The sequence below is a fragment of the Streptodolium elevatio genome (genome assembly GCF_040649515.1).
GTDB classification, from domain to species: Bacteria; Actinomycetota; Actinomycetes; order Streptomycetales; family Streptomycetaceae; genus Yinghuangia; species Yinghuangia elevatio.
This window is the reverse complement of record NZ_JBEZFP010000073.1, coordinates 26,820-45,655: the sequence shown is the minus strand read 5'-3', so window position 1 is coordinate 45,655 and position 18,836 is coordinate 26,820. Positions and strand designations below refer to the sequence as shown.

Sequence of the window (18,836 nt, the reverse complement as noted above, 5' to 3'; positions counted from 1 at the left end):
CGGATGCCTGCGGGTGGGGCTAGCCCCACCCGCATTCGGGCGTCGGCACCATCCCGCCCAAGGGCCCTCCGCCGGTTGACTCGTAGCATGCCAAGCCGCCGGTACGCCGACCTCGCAGGCAGCTTCGCGACCCTGGCCCTGGGGGTCGGGATCGTCACGTCGATGCTGCTCACCCTCGCGTCGTCGGCGACCGCCGACGGGGTCGGTGACGACAACGACGCGCTCGTCACCACGAACGCGCTGACCGGGACGGCGGTCGGAACGGCCGTTTTCGCCACGGCCTTCGTCGTGTCCTCGACCTTCGCCTTCGCGGTCGCCCGGCGCCGCCGCGAACTGGCGCTGCTGCGCAGCGTCGGGGCCACGCCCGGCCAGGTGCGGGGCATGGTCCTGCGCGAGGCCCTGGTGCTGTCGATCCCGGCGGGCCTGCTCGGCTGCCTTCTCGGCCGCCTGGCCACACCGGGGTTGATCCGGTGGCTCGGCGAACACGAGCTTGCCCCGGCGTGGCTGACGATGCGTCACGTCACCTGGCCGTACTACACCGCTTTCGCCACCGGTGTCGTGGTCGCGTTGGCCGGTGCGACGGTCGCGGCCCGGCAGGCGGCGCGCGTACGCCCGGTCGAGGCACTGCGGACGGCGGCGGTCGACGACGCGCGGTCGTCCCGCACCCGGATCGTGGTGGGGGCGGTGATGCTCGTGAGCGCCGTCGCCTACCTCGGCTTCACCGCGGTGGTCACCCCCGACGAGGCGATCCACCGCAAGCACCGCACACTCGCCCCGATGCTGGTCATCCCCGGCATCGCCCTGCTGGCTCCCGTCCTGGTCGGGCCGCCGTTGCGCGCGCTGGGACGGGTCACGCGCGGCCGCGAGCCCGTCGCCCTCGAACTCGCGCGCTCGGGTGTGCTCGCGTCGCCGCGCCGTACCGCCGCCACCGTCGCGCCGGTGCTCATGACCGTCGCGCTGTCGGTGTCGCTGTTGGGCGCCACGGACACCGTCGACGCGGCAAAAGTACGCGACGCCGAGCAGCGCATCACCGCCGAACTCGTGGTCGAGGGACCGGTGTCCGCCGACGAGCTGCGCGCCGCGGCCCCGGGGTCGACCGTGGTGGCCCCCGTCGCCACGCACGTCTCGCTCAACGCGGCCGCCTCGGTGTGGGTGGAACTCGACGCACTCGCGGTCGATCCCGTCGCGGTCGGAGACGTCATGGACCTGAAGGTCACCGCCGGTTCGCTCGCCGATCTGACGGACGACGCGATCGTGGTGCCCGACGACTGGGCGCAGACGACCGTCGGGGCCGTGGTCCCGGTGCGAATGGCCGACGGCACGCAGCGGTCGTTGCGCATCGCCGCGGTGGTCGAGGCGGGCACCGGCGGAACGCCCGTCCTGCTGACGCCACGTCATGCGCCCTCCGCCGCCGCGCCGTTGACGTTCGTGGACGTGCCGGACGGGGAGGCGGGCGCCACGGCGGCCGCGGCCGTACGCGCGGTCGCCGCACGTACCGGCGCCGTGGTGCGTACCGACGCCGAGTGGGCGCGCGCGGACGTACACGGCGATTCGGAGGACCGCAGGCGCCTGGCGGTCTACTTCGTGCTCGGCGTCGCGGTGCTGTACGCGGGCGTCGCGATCGCCAACACCACGGCCATGTCGACGGCCGACCAGGCCCCGGTGTGGCGGGCGTTGCGGATGGCGGGCGCAACGCGTGCGCAAGTGGCGCGCATCGCGGCGCTCGAAGCGGCGCTGATGGTCGGACTCGGCGTGCTGCTGGGCGTGGTGGCCGCGGCGGCGACGCTCGTACCGCTGTGGACCGCCGTCACCTTGTTGATCGGCCCGGGCACGGTGGCACTCCCCTGGGGCCCGGCAAGCCTGGTCGTTGCCGCATGCGCGGCGATCGCGGTCCCGGCGGCGCTGCTGTCGGTGTCCGCGGGTCGCGGCGTACGCGCGGAAATGTGAGCGGAGGGACGTGGAACTCATGGACGAGCTCGGCAACCTGATCGGCCAGGCCGGCGTGTGGCACGTCGTCGTGGTGCTGGTCGCGCTGTGGGCGCTGGAAATGCGGGCCTCGGTACGCGCCGCACGCAAGCGGTCGCGTCGTCCGAAGCCGGGCCCGATGCCGATTCCGCGACACCTGTCGGCCCCGACGTCCGCCCGACTGACCGCCGCCGGCGCACGCAAGAGCGCGGCACGCGGTCACTGACCGCCGACCCGGACGCTACGCGCCCGCGCCGCGCAGGAACGCGTCGGCGTCCGGCCAGATGCGGCCGGGGTCCGCGTGGTCGACGGCCCAGGTGCCGGTACGCGTCGTACCCCGCGTCCGGTAGTGCCGCATGATCGCCACGTGCTCGGGCAGGCCGACGAAGCCGCGCATGGCGTCGGCGTCGCGCCACACCGCGACGGATCCCGCGCGGCGCCGTGTCGGGATCGTCCAAAGCCAGACCCCCACGGCCCCGTCCAGCGTGGGCCACGCACGCCGCAGCCGGAACCCCGCCCGGGCGATGCCCGGCAGGTCCGTCGCCCGGTCGGCGGTGAAATCGGTGACGCTCACCAGCAGCCCGCCGACGGGCACGGCCTCTCCCGCGGCGGCCCCGGCACACCACCCCGACTTCACGATCTTCATGCGTACGACCCTACGGGCCGGTGCCGCGGGGTGTGCCGACCGGCACCGGCCGGCACCGCCCGGGAGCCCGTCGCCGGAACCGGCGACGACTTATGGGTGACTGATTCGCCCCTGCTGCCCCGGCCCGTACGTTCCCGCACAACCGCGTTCGGCCGACAGGCGGTCGCGCACATCACGGAGAGTACGTGGACATGGACCGGAACGACCCCACAGCCGCAACCACCCGCATCGTCGTCGACGACCTCCTGCGGCGCATCGCCGCCGGAGACCCCGACCACATCGCCGGGCTGTACGCTGACGGTGCCGACTGGAAACTCGACTGGCCCGAGAGCGAGCACGGTCGGCCCGCCACCCCATGGATCCGGCACCGTTCGTCGCGTGCGGACGCCGCCGAACACTTCCGCCGGCTCGGCGAGTACCACGTACCCGAGGAAGCGGCCACCGTCGTCGAGCGCGTCCTCGTCGACGGTGCGCACGCCGTCGTGTTCGGCGAGATCCGGCAGACGGCGCGGCCGACACGTCGGGCGTACCGCTCCCGCTTCGCGCTGCACCTCACGGTCGAGGACGGGCTGATCACCCGTCACCACGTCTACGAGGACAGCCTCGCGGTTGCGCAGGCCTTCGAGTAGCCGGCGACGCGGGACGAAGGCCGCGCAACCTGCTACGCAGGGATCTGGGCCCGTACGGTGGCCAGTACGTGCGGGCCCAGGGAGTTCCATCCGGCCACCCGCAGCAGCACCTCGCCGCCGCTGTCGCCGTCCTCCCCGCCAACTTCGGTGACCTCGCCGTCGAGCTTCAGCGTGTCGCCGGTGTGGTTCGGGGCGAGGAGCTTGAGGTCCACCTCCAGGAGCCGGGTGGCGGGTCCGCCCCAGTCGGTCACGACTCCGCCGACGAGGCCCGTGGTGGCGAGGATGTTGGTGAAGATGCCCGGCCTGCGCAGCGATTCGCGCGTCCAGTCCGTGTCGTGGTGCGCGGCGTAGAAGTCCTGCGTGGCGAACGCGGTCGCGATCACGAAGGTGGGGGTGATCGGGATGACGGTGGTGGGAAGGGTGTCCCCGACACTCGGAACGGCCTTGAGCGGCAGGCAGCTACGGCCGGTCGCCACGGCGGGTGCGACGGGCTCCGCAGCGGCTTCGGCGGTAGCTTCGGCGGCGGCCTCGGCGGGTGCGGCGGTCTCGGCGGCGGGCTCCGCGGCAGGTCCAGCCGATGATGTGTCAGGGGCGTCCGGCGTACGGAAGCACAGCACCGTCCAGTCGACCGTCGCGACGTCCGCGTCGTCCTGGTCGCGGAAGCTCATCCGCGTGGTGACGAAGTACCCCGCGCCGATGGCGGTGTTCTTGCGCTCGGAGACCGTGGTGAGCACCGACTCGCACGAGAGGTGGTCGCCGACCTGCGCCTCCCGGTGGTACACCTGCCGGCAGCGCGTCGCCGCACGTGCGGTGTACCCGTGCGCGGTGAGGAGCCGGTGCACGGCCGCGGCCGGGTTGTCCCCCGCGTCGGAGGCCGCCTTGTCGGCCGCGACGTCGGCCGCCGAACGGCCGCCCAGGTACGGCGCGTACCCGGGAACCTGAGGCAACGTGCCTGCCAGCGCCGACAGTTGCGGCATCGTCCAGGCCTGGATCATGGTCGGCGGGGCGATGATCCCGGTCCGTCCGGTCGCGGCGGCCGCCGCCACGTCGCGGTAGACGGGATTGGGGTCGCCGAGGGCGTCGGCCCAGATGTCGAGCATGGGCGCGTTGACCGCGTGCCGCGCGCGTACGACGGACTTCGTGCCCCGCGCGACGCACTCCTGGAGCTGTGCTTCCAGCGCTGTGGTGTCGGTGTCGGTGTCGATCGTCATGCCCGCCCCCTCGCCCTCCTGGCGATCACCGGTAGTCGGCTGCCGCCCGCACACCCTACCGATTTGCTTGACGAAGACAAGCTAAATCGACCATCGAGCCGTCGGGGTGGAGTGTCGAGGTACGCGACAGGCGCGTCGCACCGGAGTACCGGTACGACGCGCCTCCCGACACGAATCGGCCTCGTGACCTCGTACGGCCCTCGGCCGACCTCCCAAGTTGGGGCCGCGTCACCTCGGACGCTGCCAACCCGGCACGGCACGGCAAAGAGCGGCTCACGGACCCGGGTGCGTGTCCGGGTCGGTGAGCCGCTCTTCGGGCCGTGGCGGGGCGCTGCCCTGCGGTTCCCCGCTACGGAGCCGGGTGGTGACGGTGCGTCAGTTGCCGGCGTGCGGCGGCCGCGTGACGGTGTCAGCACGTGATTGCGGACCGACGGTGACCGTCAGTCAGAAATGACCGTCAGTCAGAAGTGATTGCCCCTCAGAAACCGGGCGTGAGCGGGGCCGGAGCCTCCGAGAGCAGGTCGGCCGCCACGCGCGCGCGGTGGTGGCCCGAGTCGCCCCAGGCCGCCCCCAGCGCCCACGCGCGCTTCATGAAGAGCTGGAGGTCGTGCTCCTCTGTGTACCCGATCGCCCCGTGCACCTGGAGCGAGTTGCGGGCCGCGAGGTCGGCCGCCTCCGCCGCGTAGATCTTGGCCATCGACACATCGCGGGCGGCCGACGGCAGGTCGCGGGCCAGCGAGTACGCGGCGCGCATCACCACGGGACGGGCGAACTCGATCTTGATGAGGACGTTCGCCAGGTGGTGCTGCACCGACTGGTGCGTGCCGATCAGGACGCCGCGCTGCACGCGCTGCTTGGCGTACTCGACACCCATGTCCAGCATGCGCTTCGCGAGCCCGAGCAGCAGCGCCGAGGCACCCAGCGCGCCCCGGTCCGCCGCGCGGGCGAGCGCCGCGGCGGCGGCCGAGCCGGACGCCACGAGGCTTTCCGGCTCCGGCGCGAAGCCGACGCGGAAGAGCTTGCGGCTGCGGTCGACCGAGCGCTGCGCGACCAGGTCGTAGTCGGCCGGGTTGGCGACGTGCACCTCGGCCTCGCCTGACGCGTTGACCAAACCCACCACCAGCACGTCCGCGGTCGCGGCCTCGATCGCGAACGGCTGCCCGGGCAGCAGCACCGACGCCGTCGCCTCACCCGCCGAGATCTTCTCCAGCCACCCGGCGTCGGGGGCGAACTCGGCCAGCAGCCCGGCGGCGACCGCGGATTCGAGCAGGGGTTCGGGCAGCGCCGCGTACCCCGCCTGCTCCAGGACCGCCGACAGTTCCTCGTCGGTCAGGCCCAGGCCGTCCTGCTCCTCGGGGACGACCAGCCCGGTCACGCCGATCTTGGCCAGCTCGGCCCAACGCGACGACACGGCGGTGTCCGCCGCCCACGCGGCGCGCAGGTGCTCGGTGGTGCAGCTCGCGGCCAGGAAGTCCCGCACGGTCTCCCGGAACAGCTGCTGGTCCTCAGTGAATGCCAGACGCATCGTCAGATTCCTTTGCTCGCTTGGCCCGGGACTGCCTACTTGGCCCGAGGGAGGCCGAGGATGCGTTCCGCGATCGTGTTGCGCTGGATCTCGTTGGTGCCCGCGTAGATCGGGCCGCCGAGGGCGAAGAGGAAGCCGTCCAGCCAGCGCGAGCCGTCGACGGCGTCGGGCGAGCCCTCGTCGAGTTCGCCGTACCCGCCGAGCAGCCGCAGGGCGGTGGCGTGCAGTTCGACGTCCATCTGGGACCAGAAGACCTTGTTGATCGACGAGTCGGCGCCGATCTGGCCGCCGTCCAGCAGCTTGGTGACGGTGCCGAAGGTGAACAGGCGGTACGCCTCCGCGTCCATCCACGCCTGCACCGCCGCGTCGCGCAGCACCTGGTCGCCGCCGCCGCGCTCCTTGTAGAGGTCCAGGAGGCGGTTCGCGGGGGCCAGGAAGCGGCCCGGGCTGCGCAGGTTGAGGCCGCGCTCGCTGCCGGTCGTGGCGATCATGATCTTCCAGCCTTCGCCCGCGCCGCCGAGCACGTCGGCGTCCGGGACGAAGACGTCGTCGAGGAAGACCTCGGCGAAGCCGGGCTCGCCGTCGAGCTGCGGGATCGGGCGTACCGTCACACCGGGCGAGGCGAGGTCGACCATGAAGTAGGTCAGGCCGTGGTGCCGCCGGGACTCCGGGTCGGTGCGGAAGAGCCCGAAGAGGCGGTGCCCGTACGTACCGCGCGAGCTCCAGATCTTCTGCCCGTTCAGCACCCACCCGCCGCGCTCCTCGTCGCGGTCGGCGCGCGAGCGTACGTTGGCGAGGTCGGACCCGGCCTCGGGCTCGGACCAGCCCTGCACCCAGATCTCCTCGCCGGAGGCCATCTTGGGCAGGTAGCGGTCCTGCTGCTCCTTGGACCCGAACTCGAACACCGTCGGGGCGAAGAGGAAGATGCCGTTCTGGCTCACCCGGCCGGGCGCGCCCGCGCGGTAGTACTCCTCCTCGAAGATCAGCCACTCGGTGAGGCCGGCCTCGCGGCCGCCGTACTCCTGGGGCCACGAGACGACCGCCCAGCGGGCGTCGAAGAGCTTCTTCTCCCACTCCTGGTGGAGCCGGAAGCCCTCCTCCGTGTCCATCGAAGGCAGGGGGGTGGCCGGAACGTTGGCCTCCAGCCAGGAGCGGACCTCCTGCCGGAACTCCTGCTCCTTCGGTGAGAACTCGAGATCCACCGGGACACTCCTCACACTGCTCGCGTCTTCGGCGTTTCGCCGGGCGCGGGTAGCATATAACTGACGGACCGTCAGGTCAGTCGTTCAGGCGGTGTCCGTTACGTCACTCCGGTACATCACTCCGGGAGAGCTTGGGAGAGCCGATGCCCGAGGCATACATCGTCGAGGCGGTCCGTACGCCGGTCGGCCGCAAGAAGGGCTCCCTCGCGGGCGTCCACCCGGCGGACCTGGGGGCGCACACCCTCAAGGCCGTCGTGGAGCGCAGCGGCATCGACCCGGACACGGTCGAGGACGTCATGCTCGGCTGCGTCGACGCCATCGGCCCGCAGGCGGGCAACATAGCCCGTACCGCGTGGCTCGCGGCCGGCTACTCCGAGGACGTGCCGGGCGTCACGATCGACCGCCAGTGCGGCTCGTCGCAGCAGGCCATCCACTTCGCCGCGCAGGCGGTCATGTCGGGCACGAACGACGTGGTCATCGCCGGCGGCGTGCAGAACATGAACCAGATCCCGATCTCGGCGGCCATGACCTCGGCGGCGCAGTTCGGCTTCACCGACCCGTTCTCGGGCTCGAAGGGCTGGGTCGACCGCTACGGCGACGAGCCGGTCGACCAGTTCTACGGCGCGGAGCTGATCGCCAAGCGCTGGGGCATCACGCGCCGCGAGATGGAGGAATTCGCCCTCGCCTCGCACGAGCGCGCACTGCACGCGATCGACAACGGCCACTTCACCAAGGAGATCGCCCCGATCGACGTCGACGGCACCCTCGTCGACACCGACGAGCCGCCGCGCCGGGGCACCACCCTGGAGAAGATGGCCGAGCTCAAGGTGCTCATGGAAGACGGCAGCATGACCGCCGCCGTCGCCTCGCAGATCTCGGACGGCTCGGCCGCCCTCCTGATCGTCTCCGAGCGCGCGCTCGAGCGGTACGGCCTGACCCCGCGCGCCCGCATCCACCACATCAGCGTCCGCGGCGGCTCCCCGATCGAGATGCTCTCCGCACCGATCCCGGCCACCCAATACGCCTTCGCCAAGACCGGCCTGACCATCGACGACATCGACAGCGTCGAGATCAACGAGGCGTTCGCCCCGGTCGTCCTGTCCTGGATGAAGGACATCAAGGCCGATCACGCCAAGGTCAACCCCGACGGCGGCGCGATCGCCCTCGGCCACCCCCTCGGCGCCACCGGCGCGCGCCTGATGACCACGCTCCTGCACCGCCTGGAGCGCACCGGCGGCCGCTACGGCCTCCAGACCATGTGCGAAGGCGGCGGCCTCGCCAACGTCACCATCATCGAACGCCTCGGCTGACCGAGGCCCCAAGAGAGGGCGGCCCTCCCCACCGGGGGACGGCCGCCCCTCAGGCGAGGTCACGTCGTGGACAAGCCCCGGTCGAGCCCCATCTCGGCAGACCCTCGACGTCGAAGGAACTCAATCGGTCGGGCGCAATCTGCGCCAGTACCGCCCTCAAAGCCTCGGGTCTGGCCGGCGACTGCGGAGGCGCTCCGGCATCAGTCATGGCAGGTCTCCCTCACGCGGTCTTTTCAGACCGACGCCCCGGTGCGTGTCACCACCTCTGCGACGACTCCCGATTACCCGGCGGTCTCTGCGGAAGTCCCGACGAGGACGAGCGTCGCGGCGACCCGGTCCAGGGACGAACGGGCCGTCGAACGCGCGGTGTTCGCGGCGCTCAGCCGGTTTCTCACGGGGCAGATGCACATCGCAGTACGTGCCCTTCCCTGGCCGGTCACACCGCCCGCTCCCGTGGATACGGCCCTGATCGCCTTGCAGGGCCTGATCCTCGGCAGAGCGCGGGTGATCCGGCACGGCTTCGCCCAGGGACTGGACGTCACCGCCGACCTGGATCTCCTGGTCCACCTGGCGCGCAACTGGTCGGCCCACCCGGACTACCCCGCCGACGCGGTGGCCGCCTACCTGGCGCGACTCGGCGATTGACGCGGCTTCGGACGACGGGGACTTGCAGTTCGGCGCCGTCGTCGAACTGCCGCGCGGTGCTAGAAGAGTTCTGAGGACTTTTCCAGGGACATCGACGGCTGCGGGGCCGGCGGGAGTTCGGGAGGGTGCTGGGAGGCCGAGGCGCCCGCGGGGAGTTGGTGCGGCTGCCCGGACTGCCGGTCGGCGGACGCGGATCGGCCCGCTTCGACCCAGGGGTTCGTGCTCTGTTCGGCGGCGGCCTTCACGCCGTGCCAGGAGGGGCCCTTGTCGAGTCCCTTTCCCGCCACCGCCAACACGGCCTCGACCTCGGAGTCCTGTGCGGGTGCTGGGGCCGGGTTGGTGACGCCCCCGGCTTCGGCCGTGAGCTTGGCGGCCGCGGTCGGTGAGGACCGGTCGGGGCCCTTGTCGACGGGGCCGGCCGCCGGGACGACCACGTCGACGGGACGCGCCCTGGTGAAGAAGCGCCGAACGCCCGTGGCCCGGGCACGCACCGTGGCCATGACCGTGCCGGTCTCGCGCAGGGCCGGGGTACGCGCCTCGTTCTGCGCGCGGGCGTCCAGCATCCCCCGCTTGAACTCCCATCGCCGGGCCCAGTCCTGGGCCAGGTTGTGGCGCCTGTCCTCCGCGGTCTGGCGCTGCGACTCCGCGAGCCCGTGCCACAGCTCGCGGGCCTGGTCGTCCCGTTCCGCCTGCACCGTCTCGGTACGTCGGTCCTGCCAGCGCTCGGCCATGGTCCGGCGGCGGGGGGCCGGCGGCGCAGCCTCGGTGGGCTTGGCCATGTCACGCGACGCGGCCGGAATGACGACCTGCTCGGGCTTGGGTGCCCCGCCGAAAGCCTCGCGGGCGAGCGTCTCGCCCTGGGAGAGCGCCTGTGCATTGCGGCGGAACACCCGCCCCGCGAGGCGGGCACCCGAGAGCAGGGTGTCGACGGCCCAGTCCTTGACGGACCTGCGCGACCCCTCACTCTCGGCCATCGGCCCTCCCAGACATCCTTTTGCGCCACATTACGGGCGCGGATGATCAAGGTCATTGATCATCCGTTTCGCGTGGGCATGGAACCTGGCCGCGTCGGCAAGTGGGCGCACGTTAGGGCCCGTCAACGGCGGGCGAGCCTGCTCGCGGTCGCCGCGTTCGGGGGATAGGGCGTCGGCCGAAGGAGGCGTGGCCGGGCTGCCGCGACGGGCGGCGTCGTCGGCCTCGCGGTCGTCGCGTCGCCGCGCTGCCGTACTCCGACGAACCGGGAACTGTACCTCGCCGGGGGTGGGGGGCCGCTGGGTTATGGAGGAATTCACTCGTTCGCGCGGGGACTCTGCGTAGCGTCACGGCCACTGTTGTCACGCAGGAAGGGGAGCCCGGCGTGCCAGGGATCGACGAATGCCTGCATGAGGCGATGGAGTTGCCCGGTGCCCTCGGCGCCTCGGTGGTGGAGTGGGTGAGCGGGCTCGCGCTGGGCACGGTGGGCCAGTCGCCCAATGGGGACCACGAGGCGACGGCCGCGGAGACCGCCGAGCTGGCGCGGCTGGCCGCGGAGTACGCGGCGTTCTCGACGCCGGAGGCGCGGTACATCACGGCGGAAACGCCGGTGGAGGACATCATCGTCACCACGCGTACCGGGTTCCACCTGCTGCGGTTCGTCGAGACGCAGTTCGACAGCAGCGTGTTCGTGCACCTGTGGCTCGACCGGTCGACGGCGAACCTCGCGTTGTCCCGGCTGCGCCTCCAGGACCTCGCGGAACGGCTGGCCCTGTCATGACAGTTGCGGTCGGATCGGCGGTTGGATCGACGCTCGGTGGCGGCGGTTCGGCGACGCTGCCCCGCGAGGGCGCTCTCGCGCACCTGGCGGAGCAGCACGCGACCGGGGTGCTCTTCGGCGGCTCCGGGGCGGTCTATCTGCTGGACGGCGACGTGGTGCACGCGGAGAGCCCCGAGGCGCCGACGCTCGACGTACTGCTCGCCGCCACCGGGCGCCTGTCGGAGGGCGCCTGGCGGGACGCGATGGACCATGCCGGGAGCCACCACCGGGTCGGCCGCTACCTGGTCGACCAAGGGCGGCTCGCGGAGGGCGAGTTGGAGATCTGCCACCTCGGCGCGCTGTTCGACGCGGCGTACTTCGCGCTCGCGCCGGACTCGGGGCCGGTGCGGTTCCGGCCCGGCGCGTCGCACTGGCTGGGCCCGATACGGCCGGTGCCCGCGCGCGTGGTGGAACGGGAGTCGCGGCGGCGGCGCCAACTGCTCGACGACGTGTGCCCCGACCCGCGGCTCGACACCGCGCCGGTGACGCCGCACCGGGCCACCCGGCATGTGACGCGCCGTCAACAGGCCCTGCTGGACCTGGCCGACGGCGTACGCACCCCGTGCGCCATCGCCCGCCTGCTGGGCCGTCCCGCGTTCCACGTGCTGGTCGACGTACGGCGGCTGGCGGCCGCCGGACTGGTGGATCCGCCGCGTCCCGAGCCGTCGGTCGAGGCCTGCGTCCCGCCGTCCTGGCTCGACCACGCCGCCGCGGCCCGGGAACCGGACGTCGAGCTGCTGCGCAGGCTCCGCGACGCGCTGGAGGCCCGACTGTGAACTCGGCCCCCACCACACCGTCATGAGGCGCGCGCTGTGGCAGCGCGCCGGGAGGAGGAAGACGAAAGTGCCGGCGGCGGAAGCCGAAGTCCTCGAAGAGATCCGGCGGTTGCGCGCCCGACTGCCCCAGGTGACCGGGGCGGTGGCAGCCAGCACGGACGGGTTCGTCATCGCCCAGGACGCGGCGGGCCCCGAGGCGGAGGGGGTCGCCGCGCTCACCGCGGCGTCGCTGGCGGTGGCGATCCGTCTGGCCGACGCCACCGGGCGCGGCGGTTTCCGCGAACTGCTGGTGCGCGGCGAGGACGGCTACGTCGCGACGTACGCGGCGGGTCCGTCCGCGGTGCTGACCGTGCTGGCGGAGCCGCGTACCAACGTGGGCCGCCTGCACCTCGAATCCCGGATCTCCGGAGCCCGGATCGCCGAACTCGTCGCGGAGGCGTGGGCCGCCCGGGAACCCGGCGGATGACTCCCCCGCCGCGGCCCCGCCCGAGACGGCGGTACCGGCAAAACCAGGAGCCACCACACATGACGACACCACGATCGACACCGTCCAGGAGAGGGAAGCCGAACACGATGGCTGCGAACGCGAACACCGAAAGCGCACTCAAGGAAGCGATGACCACGATCGAGGGCACCATCGGCGTCGCCCTCGTCGACTACAACAGCGGCATGGCACTGGGCACGCTGGGCGGCGGCAAGGACCTCGACCTGTCGGTCGCCGCGGCCGGCAACACCGACGTCGTACGGGCCAAGGCCAGGACCATGGAAATGCTGGGCCTGAAGGACGAGATCGAGGACATCCTGATCACCCTCGGCACCCAGTACCACCTGATCCGCCTTCTCAAGGGCCGCGGCAAGGTCGGGCTGTTCCTCTACCTCGCGCTCGACAAGAACCGCGCGAACCTCGCGATGGCACGCCACCAACTGCGCTCCATCGAGAACGACTTGGAGGTCTGAGCCGCAGCTCGCGGGGGCGGGGGAACGGGGGACGAGACCGGGGGAAACGAGACCGGGGGGAAGGGGAAGCGCCGGGGCGGACAGGGCCACACGCCCACCGCCCCGGCACGCCTCCCCACGCGGCCGCGACCACCCGCGCGTACGGGCCCGGACTCGAGATTCGGGCCTGTGCCGGTTGCCGTCGCGCTCGTTCAGTAGGGCTGCACCGGCGCGCCCTGCACTGCGGTGAAGGTCACGCCTTCCCGGCGGATCCCGTTGGCGGGGTCGTCGAAGTACGCCTGCGCGGCCCGCACGTCGCTGACCCCCACCTCGACGGTCGAGCACTCGATCGTGGCGGACGCGCTGTACACCTGGAACGGCAGGCCGCCACGGGCCATCAGGTCGTTCGACATCGCGGTGACCAAGTCACGACACTCCTGTCGGAGCATGACGCCCTGCTTGAACAGCACATGGGACGCGTCGATCCGCGGTTCGCGCGCCGTCATGGCGGCGAGGAAGGCGTCCTTCTGCCCCAGGTCGGTAAGGAACACGGTCACCGAGCAACGGCAGTCGTCGGTACGCAGGTTGGTGAAGACGCCGGCAAACGGCCCGAGCCCGACGTCTCCCGCGGTGCTCGACATGAGCGACAGGTCACCCTCGCCGAGGCGCCCAAGCGCAGGGGCGGGCGCCGACGCAAACGCCGGAGCGGTGCTCGAAGCCAACCCGGGAACGGTGGTTGACGCGGCCGTGTCCGGCACCCGGTCGCCCGTCCTGCCGCCCAGAAGTCCGGCGAGGACGACCGCCGCCGCCACAACAGCTGCCGACAGGCCGACCGTGAACGCGGAGCGTCGCCTCCGGCGGCGGTCGGCGGCACCCAGGAGCCGGTCAGGGTCCAAGAACAGTTCCGGCGCGTCCTCCGCCGCCGTGTCCAGTTCCGCGGCCAGCCGCCGGTCGTCGACGTCCCTCATGCCGGATCTCCTGTTGCCTCGACGGACTTTGGCCGCGCGTCTCCCCATGTCTCGGCCAAGGCCCGGCGGGCGTCGTGCAGTTGGCTCTTGACCGTCCCGATCCCGCATCCGAGGCGCTCGGCGATCTCGACGAGCGGCAGATCCTCGTAGTAGTGCATGACGACGCAGGCCCGCTGCCGAGGTGGCAGCAGCGCAAGTGACGCGGCGAGGGTCACGCGCTCACACACCTCACCCGAGGCGTCGCGTACGTCGGACGCCGTCACCAGCCGCGGCAACGCCCGGTGCCAGCGCGCCGCCCGGCGGGAGCGGTCGATGACCAGGTTGACCATGATCCGCCGCACGTACACCTCCAGCTTCCGCGGATCCTCGGGTACCTGTCTTCGTCGGGCCAGCGCCCGCACCAGCGCCTCTTGGACCAGGTCCTCGGCCGCGTCACCGCTCAGCAGGTACGCGTACCGCATCAGCGCCCGCCCACGAACAGCGACGAACTCGGCCACCGACTCCCGCCGATCCCCCATCCAGAACCGCCCCGTCTGTCACGTACGCCGATGTCGCCTCTTAACGACGAACAACCCCGCCCACAGGTTGGGTCGCGCGGCGCTAAGAGGCGCCGGGCTGTCCCATGAGGCGACGGGCGGTGCCGAGACCCGGCGGGCAAGCGCTACGGGGCGACGGGAGTGGGAGGGCGAAGCGTACGCCGGTGGCCTGCTCGGACAGCTCCCACAGGCGCCGCGCGGTGTCGGGGTCGGCCGCGTCGCGGGACAGTTCCACCCGCTTCGGCGCGCCGCGCAGTTCGGCCGGGCCGTCGGGTCCGATGAAGTCACCGCTCGCCACGTCCGGTTCGGTGGCCGCGTAGAGCTGCGGCAGGGCACCTCGGGCAGGGCTCTGGGCCAGCAGCGGATTGCCGATGCGGCCGAGGAGCACGCGCCACAGACCGACCGTGCCGTTCATCTGGAGGTTCGTGGCGGTGTAGCCCGGGTGGGCGAGGACGCTCCGCACCGGGCTCCCGGCCGCGGCCAGCCGTAGATGAAGCGCCCGTCCGAATACGGCGTTGGCCAGCTTCGACTGGTTGTAGAACCCCATGGGCGAGTAGCTCCGCTCGCCGGCTATGTCGTCGAAGTACATGCGGGCCTTGCGGTGGTTGACCGAACTCACCGTCACCACGCGCGGATCCGCCGCACCGGCCATGAGTCCGAGCAGCAGACCGGTCAGCGCGAAGTGCCCGAGGTGGTTTGCGGCGAACTGGAGTTCGTGGCCCTGGGCGCTGAGCGTACGCGGCGGCGCCATGACACCCGCGTTGTTGAGGAGCACGTCTACCGCCCGGCGCTCGGCGCGGAGCCGGTCGGCGAAGGCGCGGACCGAGTCGAGGTCGGCGAGGTCGAGGGGGCGGACCTCGACGGAGGCGTGCGGGTGTTCCGCGGTGATGTCGGCTGCCGCGGCACGGCCCCTGGCCTCGTCCCGGACGGCAAGGACGACGTGCCCGCCCTTGCGGGCCAACGCCCTGGCACTCGCGAGCCCCAGGCCGCTGTTGGCCCCGGTGACGACGAACACCCGGCCGGTCTGGTCCGGGATGTGATCGGAGGTCCAGCGTTCATTCGGCATGCGACACAAGATGCCTCGCATGTCACTCGGTGTCAATCTGCATCTGAGTGCCACCCATGGCATTGCGGTACCATGCCGGAGTGAGTTCCCGTCCCGAAGTGACCATGGCCGAACGCAAGCGCCGACTCGTCTCCGACGAACTGACCGAGGCCGCACTGCAACTACTGGCGGGCAAGGGGTTCGACGCGGTCACGGTCGACGAGATCGTGGCAGCGGCGGGCGTGTCGAAGCGGACGTTCTTCCGCTACTTCGCGTCGAAGGAGGACGTGGTCGTACAGTTCCTCGCCGACCTGGGCGCCGGGATCCGCGACGAACTGGCGGCGCGGCCGGCCGACGAGCCGCCGTCGGTCGCGCTGCGGCACGCGGTGCTGGTTCCCGTCGCGGCCTGCGGCGAGCAGTCCGACCGGGCGCTGGCCGTGGTGCAGTTGATTCTGCGTACGCCCGCACTGCACGCACGGTTCCTGGAACGCCAGGCGCAGTGGCGCGAGGAACTGACCGCCGAACTGGCCCACCGCCTGGGCCTCGACGCGGACACCGACCTCTACCCGCGCCTGGCCGCGGGCATGGCCGTCACCGCCTTCGACGCCGTTCTGCACCGCTGGAGCGACAGCGACGGCGCGGACGACGCCCGCGCGTTGACCGACCGGGCGTTCGCCGTCATCGCCCCCGCGCTCGACGCCGTCTGAGCCGGGCGTCGCCGCCCGACAACGACATCCCTGACGTCCATCACGCCCGTCACTCCGCCCACTTCCACCACTCCCGCGCTTGAAGTCGATCATGCCGGGCAATGTGCGCAACAGCGCCAGGTGGCGGCGGATCGCGTGCAGGGGGTGGGTGGGCATGAGCGACACACATCATGTGCAGGGTGATTCGGCGGGTTGGCGGCGCGCCAGGCGGACGAGGCGGTCAGGGCAGGCGAGCCACACGCGACAAGCAAGGCAGGCGAGGCGGGCGCGCGGATCGTCGCTGCCGAGCCCCCGACTCGCCCGGCTGTACGGGCAACTCACCGTCGCCTTCCTCATCGCGGCAAGTGCCGCCACCTACTTCCGCGCCTGGCGGGTGCTGGCCGGAGTCGCCGCCATCACGGGTGCGGTGGTCGTGCTGGCGGTGGGCGTCTCGTCGATACGTCGCACCGTACGCCGGGGCCTGCTCTCCGACCCCGCCCTGGACCCCGCGCTGGACCCGGAGCTGGACCCGGCACTGGACCCGGCGCTGGACCCCATCCTGGAAGCGGCGCCGGAACCAGCCGTCGTGCCCCCTTCGCTGACGGACGTGGACCTCATGGACGGCCCCGAGTTCGAGCGCCACGTCGGGGCACTGTGCCTGCGCGACGGCTGCATCGAGGTACGCATCGACGGGGGCGCCGGCGATCTCGGCGCCGACGTCACCGCCCACCTGCCCGACGGCCGGCTGCTCGTGGTCCAGTGCAAGCGCTACGCGGCCGACCGCGGCGTCGGCAGCCCCGACATGCAGCGCTTCGTCGGCACCGCACGCCCCGTCCACGGGGCGGACGTCGCCCTCTTCGCCGCGTCCACCCGCTTCACCGAACCGGCGCTCGAACTCGCGCTCTCGCAGGGCATCGTGGTCGTCGACCGCGACCTCCTCGCGCAGTGGATGGACGGTACGCCGCTGACCGCGATCATCGACGGGGCCGAAGCGGACTTCGCCGCCGAGGGCTGGGTCCCGGCCTGAATTCCGTTTGGCCCACGCCGCCGCCGTGGTGCAGCCTGAGGCGATGCGCATCGGGATCATCGGCTTGCGAATGGGTCTCCACCTCGGCGAATGGTGCCGAAGGCTCGGAATGGACGTGGCCGCGGCATGCGACCGCGACCCGACGGCCCTCGCGGCGGCGGCCGACGCGCTCCCGGCCGCGGCACTGACCACCGACTGGCGCGACCTGCTCGGCCAAGGGCTCGACGGCGTGGTGCTGGCCAACGACTTCGACGCGCACGCGCCGCTCGCCGTCGAATTCCTGGCGCGCGGCGTGCACGTGCTGTCCGAGTCGGCCGCGTGCACGAGCGCCCAGGAGGCCAAGGACCTCGTCGAAGCGGCCGAACAGTCCTCCGCCACCTACTCGTTCGCCGAGAACTACGTGCTGCACCCGCACGTCCGCCTGCTGCACGAGACGATCCGCGCGGGGCACCTCGGCCGCGTCAGCCTCATCGAGGCCGACTACCTGCATGCCATGGCTCCGGAGACAGTCGCCGCGCTGATCGGCGACCCCGGGCACTGGCGCGGCCGGATCGCGCCGACCGCGTACTGCACGCACACCCTGTCGCCGGTCCTCGCGCTCACCGAGGCGTGGCCGGTCGAGGTGACCGCCTTCCATGCGGACGACGCGGACCCGCGCGCGGCCGTGGTGATGGCCGTACGCCTGTCCACCGGCGCCCTCGCGATCACCCGGCACGGCTTCCTGCAAGGCGAACCCGACAGCCACTGGAGCTGGGTGTCGGTACGCGGCACCCGCGCACTCGCCGAGTCGGTCCGCGCCGGGGGCGACCGTGCCTGGTCGGTACGCGTCCGCCGCGAGCCCTGGGCCTCCCCCGACGCCGCGGTCCACGACGCCGAACTCGTCCCGCCGCGCCTGCTGGTGGGCGGTGCCGAGATCGAACGCAAGGCCGAGGGGACCGTACGCCTGCTCCAGGGGTTCCGCGCCACCGTCGAGGACGGCGCTGCGCCGCTGGTGCCGGTACGCCCGGCCGTCGCCGCGTCGCTCGTCGGCGTCGCGGGCGCCGAGTCCCTGGCGGCCGGTTCGCGGCCGGTGGCGGTGCCGGACTTCTCGGGGCAGGGCTGAGCGCAACGCACCCGGCCCCGCCCCGAGCCTCCGTCAGGTGCCGGATCAGATGCGGAAGGAAGCGCGGCAGGTGGGCTGCGGTCAGGCCCAGAGCCAGTTGGCCGCGAGGGCGGCGTAGGCGGCTTCCTCGCCCGCCGCCCGCAGCCGACGCATCTCCTTGTGGAAGTTGAAGGTCACACCGGTGACGGGTATTGGCGGCTGGTCCGGGACGGCCATCAGCGTTCCCGGAGGCATCGTGAAACGCCCGATTCCCCAGGCACTCCCCCAGGACGAAGTCTCCGTCTCCTCGTGCCAGGCGAGTTCGGCGCACAAGCCGGGGAACGTGGCGATCGGATTCTGTCGGCTGTCGAGGAACACCGCGCTGTGGCTGCCGTCGTGGATGGCCTGCCACTGCCCCTCATCGAGGACGGGAGCGTCAGGCATCTGCCCGAACTCCTGTCGGGACACGATGGCCACGTTGTGCCCCCAACTGTCCGCACCGGCGGAACGAACGTTCAGGATACGGATGTTCCGCAGGTACGCCGCCTGAACGGCGGCTCCGGCGGGCTTGCGGCGTGAGCAGAGGAACGCCGCGGGCTGCCCGTCGTCGGCGGTCGCTCCCACCCGGGCGGCCAGGGACGCCGTCCGCTCGACGTCCTCGACCGTGACCGTCGCGTCCAGCGATCCCGCGTCGACGAGGGCCACCACCGAACTGCGCCCGTCGTCGGCGCGGCCCACCAGCGAGCGCCCGTCCGCCGACGTCCGGACCTGCCAGATGTCGTCCTCCGCGATCAGCGCTCGGGCGAATCCGCCGAGGAACTTCCGATATCCGCCGTGCTCAGCCTGTGCCATGGCC

The 18,836-nt window shown here is 72.1% G+C and carries 21 protein-coding genes; 12 read left to right on the top strand and 9 right to left on the bottom strand.

The genetic code is table 11. From position 1 onward, the window contains the following. The first annotated feature begins 87 nt into the window (after positions 1-87). Positions 88-1,947: an FtsX-like permease family protein gene (locus AB0C36_RS25615; RefSeq protein ID WP_358357929.1), complete on the top strand. Its 1,860-nt coding sequence runs from the start codon at positions 88-90 to the stop codon at positions 1,945-1,947. A gap of 10 nt (positions 1,948-1,957) precedes the next feature. After that, positions 1,958-2,191, top strand: coding sequence for a hypothetical protein (locus tag AB0C36_RS25610; RefSeq protein ID WP_358357928.1), 234 nt, complete (start codon positions 1,958-1,960; stop codon positions 2,189-2,191). Positions 2,192-2,206: 15 nt separating this feature from the next. Here the strand turns inward: AB0C36_RS25610 and AB0C36_RS25605 are convergent, their stop codons facing one another. Further along, positions 2,207-2,611: a hypothetical protein gene (locus AB0C36_RS25605; RefSeq protein ID WP_358357926.1), complete on the bottom strand. Its 405-nt coding sequence runs from the start codon at positions 2,609-2,611 to the stop codon at positions 2,207-2,209. 191 nt (positions 2,612-2,802) lie between these two features. On the opposite strand from AB0C36_RS25605, the gene AB0C36_RS25600 reads away from it, so the two are divergent. Next, positions 2,803-3,240: a nuclear transport factor 2 family protein gene (locus tag AB0C36_RS25600; RefSeq protein ID WP_358357924.1), complete on the top strand. Its 438-nt coding sequence runs from the start codon at positions 2,803-2,805 to the stop codon at positions 3,238-3,240. A 32-nt stretch (positions 3,241-3,272) separates the two neighbouring features. Here AB0C36_RS25600 and AB0C36_RS25595 read toward each other — a convergent pair whose 3' ends face one another. From AB0C36_RS25595 to AB0C36_RS25585, 3 genes are all read right to left on the bottom strand, one after another. Continuing rightward, the gene (locus AB0C36_RS25595; RefSeq protein WP_358357922.1) at positions 3,273-4,451 is read right to left on the bottom strand and encodes an FAS1-like dehydratase domain-containing protein; all 1,179 of its coding nucleotides are present in this window, start codon (positions 4,449-4,451) and stop codon (positions 3,273-3,275) included. Positions 4,452-4,929: 478 nt separating this feature from the next. Continuing rightward, complete coding sequence (locus AB0C36_RS25590) at positions 4,930-5,976, bottom strand: acyl-CoA dehydrogenase family protein (protein WP_358357919.1); 1,047 nt, start codon at positions 5,974-5,976, stop codon at positions 4,930-4,932. A gap of 35 nt (positions 5,977-6,011) precedes the next feature. Then, a complete protein-coding gene (locus tag AB0C36_RS25585; protein ID WP_358357916.1) occupies positions 6,012-7,178 on the bottom strand; it encodes an acyl-CoA dehydrogenase family protein in 1,167 nt (388 codons plus the stop codon). Between the two features lie 143 nt (positions 7,179-7,321). On the opposite strand from AB0C36_RS25585, the gene AB0C36_RS25580 reads away from it, so the two are divergent. Both AB0C36_RS25580 and AB0C36_RS25575 read left to right on the top strand, forming a co-directional pair. Further along, a complete protein-coding gene (locus AB0C36_RS25580; RefSeq protein ID WP_358357913.1) occupies positions 7,322-8,488 on the top strand; it encodes an acetyl-CoA C-acetyltransferase in 1,167 nt (388 codons plus the stop codon). A 453-nt stretch (positions 8,489-8,941) separates the two neighbouring features. Further along, the gene (locus tag AB0C36_RS25575; RefSeq protein WP_358357910.1) at positions 8,942-9,133 is read left to right on the top strand and encodes a hypothetical protein; all 192 of its coding nucleotides are present in this window, start codon (positions 8,942-8,944) and stop codon (positions 9,131-9,133) included. Between the two features lie 59 nt (positions 9,134-9,192). On the opposite strand, the gene AB0C36_RS25570 is transcribed toward AB0C36_RS25575, so the two are convergent. Continuing rightward, positions 9,193-10,107: a hypothetical protein gene (locus AB0C36_RS25570; protein ID WP_358357908.1), complete on the bottom strand. Its 915-nt coding sequence runs from the start codon at positions 10,105-10,107 to the stop codon at positions 9,193-9,195. Between the two features lie 383 nt (positions 10,108-10,490). Between AB0C36_RS25570 and AB0C36_RS25565 the strand changes: the two genes are divergently transcribed. From AB0C36_RS25565 to AB0C36_RS25550, 4 genes are all read left to right on the top strand, one after another. Further along, on the top strand, positions 10,491-10,886 hold the full coding sequence (locus AB0C36_RS25565; RefSeq protein ID WP_358357905.1) for a hypothetical protein: 396 nt from the start codon (positions 10,491-10,493) through the stop codon (positions 10,884-10,886). Further along, on the top strand, positions 10,883-11,701 hold the full coding sequence (locus AB0C36_RS25560; RefSeq protein WP_358357902.1) for a transcriptional regulator: 819 nt from the start codon (positions 10,883-10,885) through the stop codon (positions 11,699-11,701). Before AB0C36_RS25565 ends, AB0C36_RS25560 begins: the two co-directional genes overlap by 4 nt. A gap of 67 nt (positions 11,702-11,768) precedes the next feature. Further along, positions 11,769-12,167: a roadblock/LC7 domain-containing protein gene (locus AB0C36_RS25555; RefSeq protein ID WP_435839115.1), complete on the top strand. Its 399-nt coding sequence runs from the start codon at positions 11,769-11,771 to the stop codon at positions 12,165-12,167. 107 nt (positions 12,168-12,274) lie between these two features. Then, positions 12,275-12,658 carry a hypothetical protein gene (locus AB0C36_RS25550; RefSeq protein WP_358357897.1) on the top strand — a complete coding sequence of 128 codons (384 nt, stop codon included), beginning with the start codon at positions 12,275-12,277 and terminating at the stop codon, positions 12,656-12,658. 191 nt (positions 12,659-12,849) lie between these two features. On the opposite strand, the gene AB0C36_RS25545 is transcribed toward AB0C36_RS25550, so the two are convergent. The 3 genes from AB0C36_RS25545 to AB0C36_RS25535 all read right to left on the bottom strand — a co-directional run bounded on the left by AB0C36_RS25545 (position 12,850) and on the right by AB0C36_RS25535 (position 15,207). Beyond that, positions 12,850-13,605 carry a hypothetical protein gene (locus tag AB0C36_RS25545; RefSeq protein WP_358357894.1) on the bottom strand — a complete coding sequence of 252 codons (756 nt, stop codon included), beginning with the start codon at positions 13,603-13,605 and terminating at the stop codon, positions 12,850-12,852. After that, the gene (locus AB0C36_RS25540) at positions 13,602-14,123 is read right to left on the bottom strand and encodes a SigE family RNA polymerase sigma factor (RefSeq protein ID WP_358357892.1); all 522 of its coding nucleotides are present in this window, start codon (positions 14,121-14,123) and stop codon (positions 13,602-13,604) included. Before AB0C36_RS25540 ends, AB0C36_RS25545 begins: the two co-directional genes overlap by 4 nt. A gap of 82 nt (positions 14,124-14,205) precedes the next feature. Further along, positions 14,206-15,207, bottom strand: a complete 1,002-nt coding sequence (locus AB0C36_RS25535; RefSeq protein WP_358357889.1) for an oxidoreductase — start codon at positions 15,205-15,207, stop codon at positions 14,206-14,208. Positions 15,208-15,263: 56 nt separating this feature from the next. On the opposite strand from AB0C36_RS25535, the gene AB0C36_RS25530 reads away from it, so the two are divergent. From AB0C36_RS25530 to AB0C36_RS25520, 3 genes are all read left to right on the top strand, one after another. Then, positions 15,264-15,893 (top strand): TetR family transcriptional regulator, encoded by a 630-nt coding sequence (locus AB0C36_RS25530; protein ID WP_358357886.1) that lies wholly within the window; start codon positions 15,264-15,266, stop codon positions 15,891-15,893. Between the two features lie 154 nt (positions 15,894-16,047). Continuing rightward, the gene (locus AB0C36_RS25525; protein ID WP_358357884.1) at positions 16,048-16,899 is read left to right on the top strand and encodes a restriction endonuclease; all 852 of its coding nucleotides are present in this window, start codon (positions 16,048-16,050) and stop codon (positions 16,897-16,899) included. A 43-nt stretch (positions 16,900-16,942) separates the two neighbouring features. Next, positions 16,943-18,001, top strand: a complete 1,059-nt coding sequence (locus AB0C36_RS25520; protein ID WP_358357881.1) for a Gfo/Idh/MocA family protein — start codon at positions 16,943-16,945, stop codon at positions 17,999-18,001. An 81-nt stretch (positions 18,002-18,082) separates the two neighbouring features. On the opposite strand, the gene AB0C36_RS25515 is transcribed toward AB0C36_RS25520, so the two are convergent. Then, positions 18,083-18,832, bottom strand: coding sequence for a hypothetical protein (locus tag AB0C36_RS25515; RefSeq protein WP_358357879.1), 750 nt, complete (start codon positions 18,830-18,832; stop codon positions 18,083-18,085). Between the last annotated feature and the right edge of the window lie 4 nt (positions 18,833-18,836).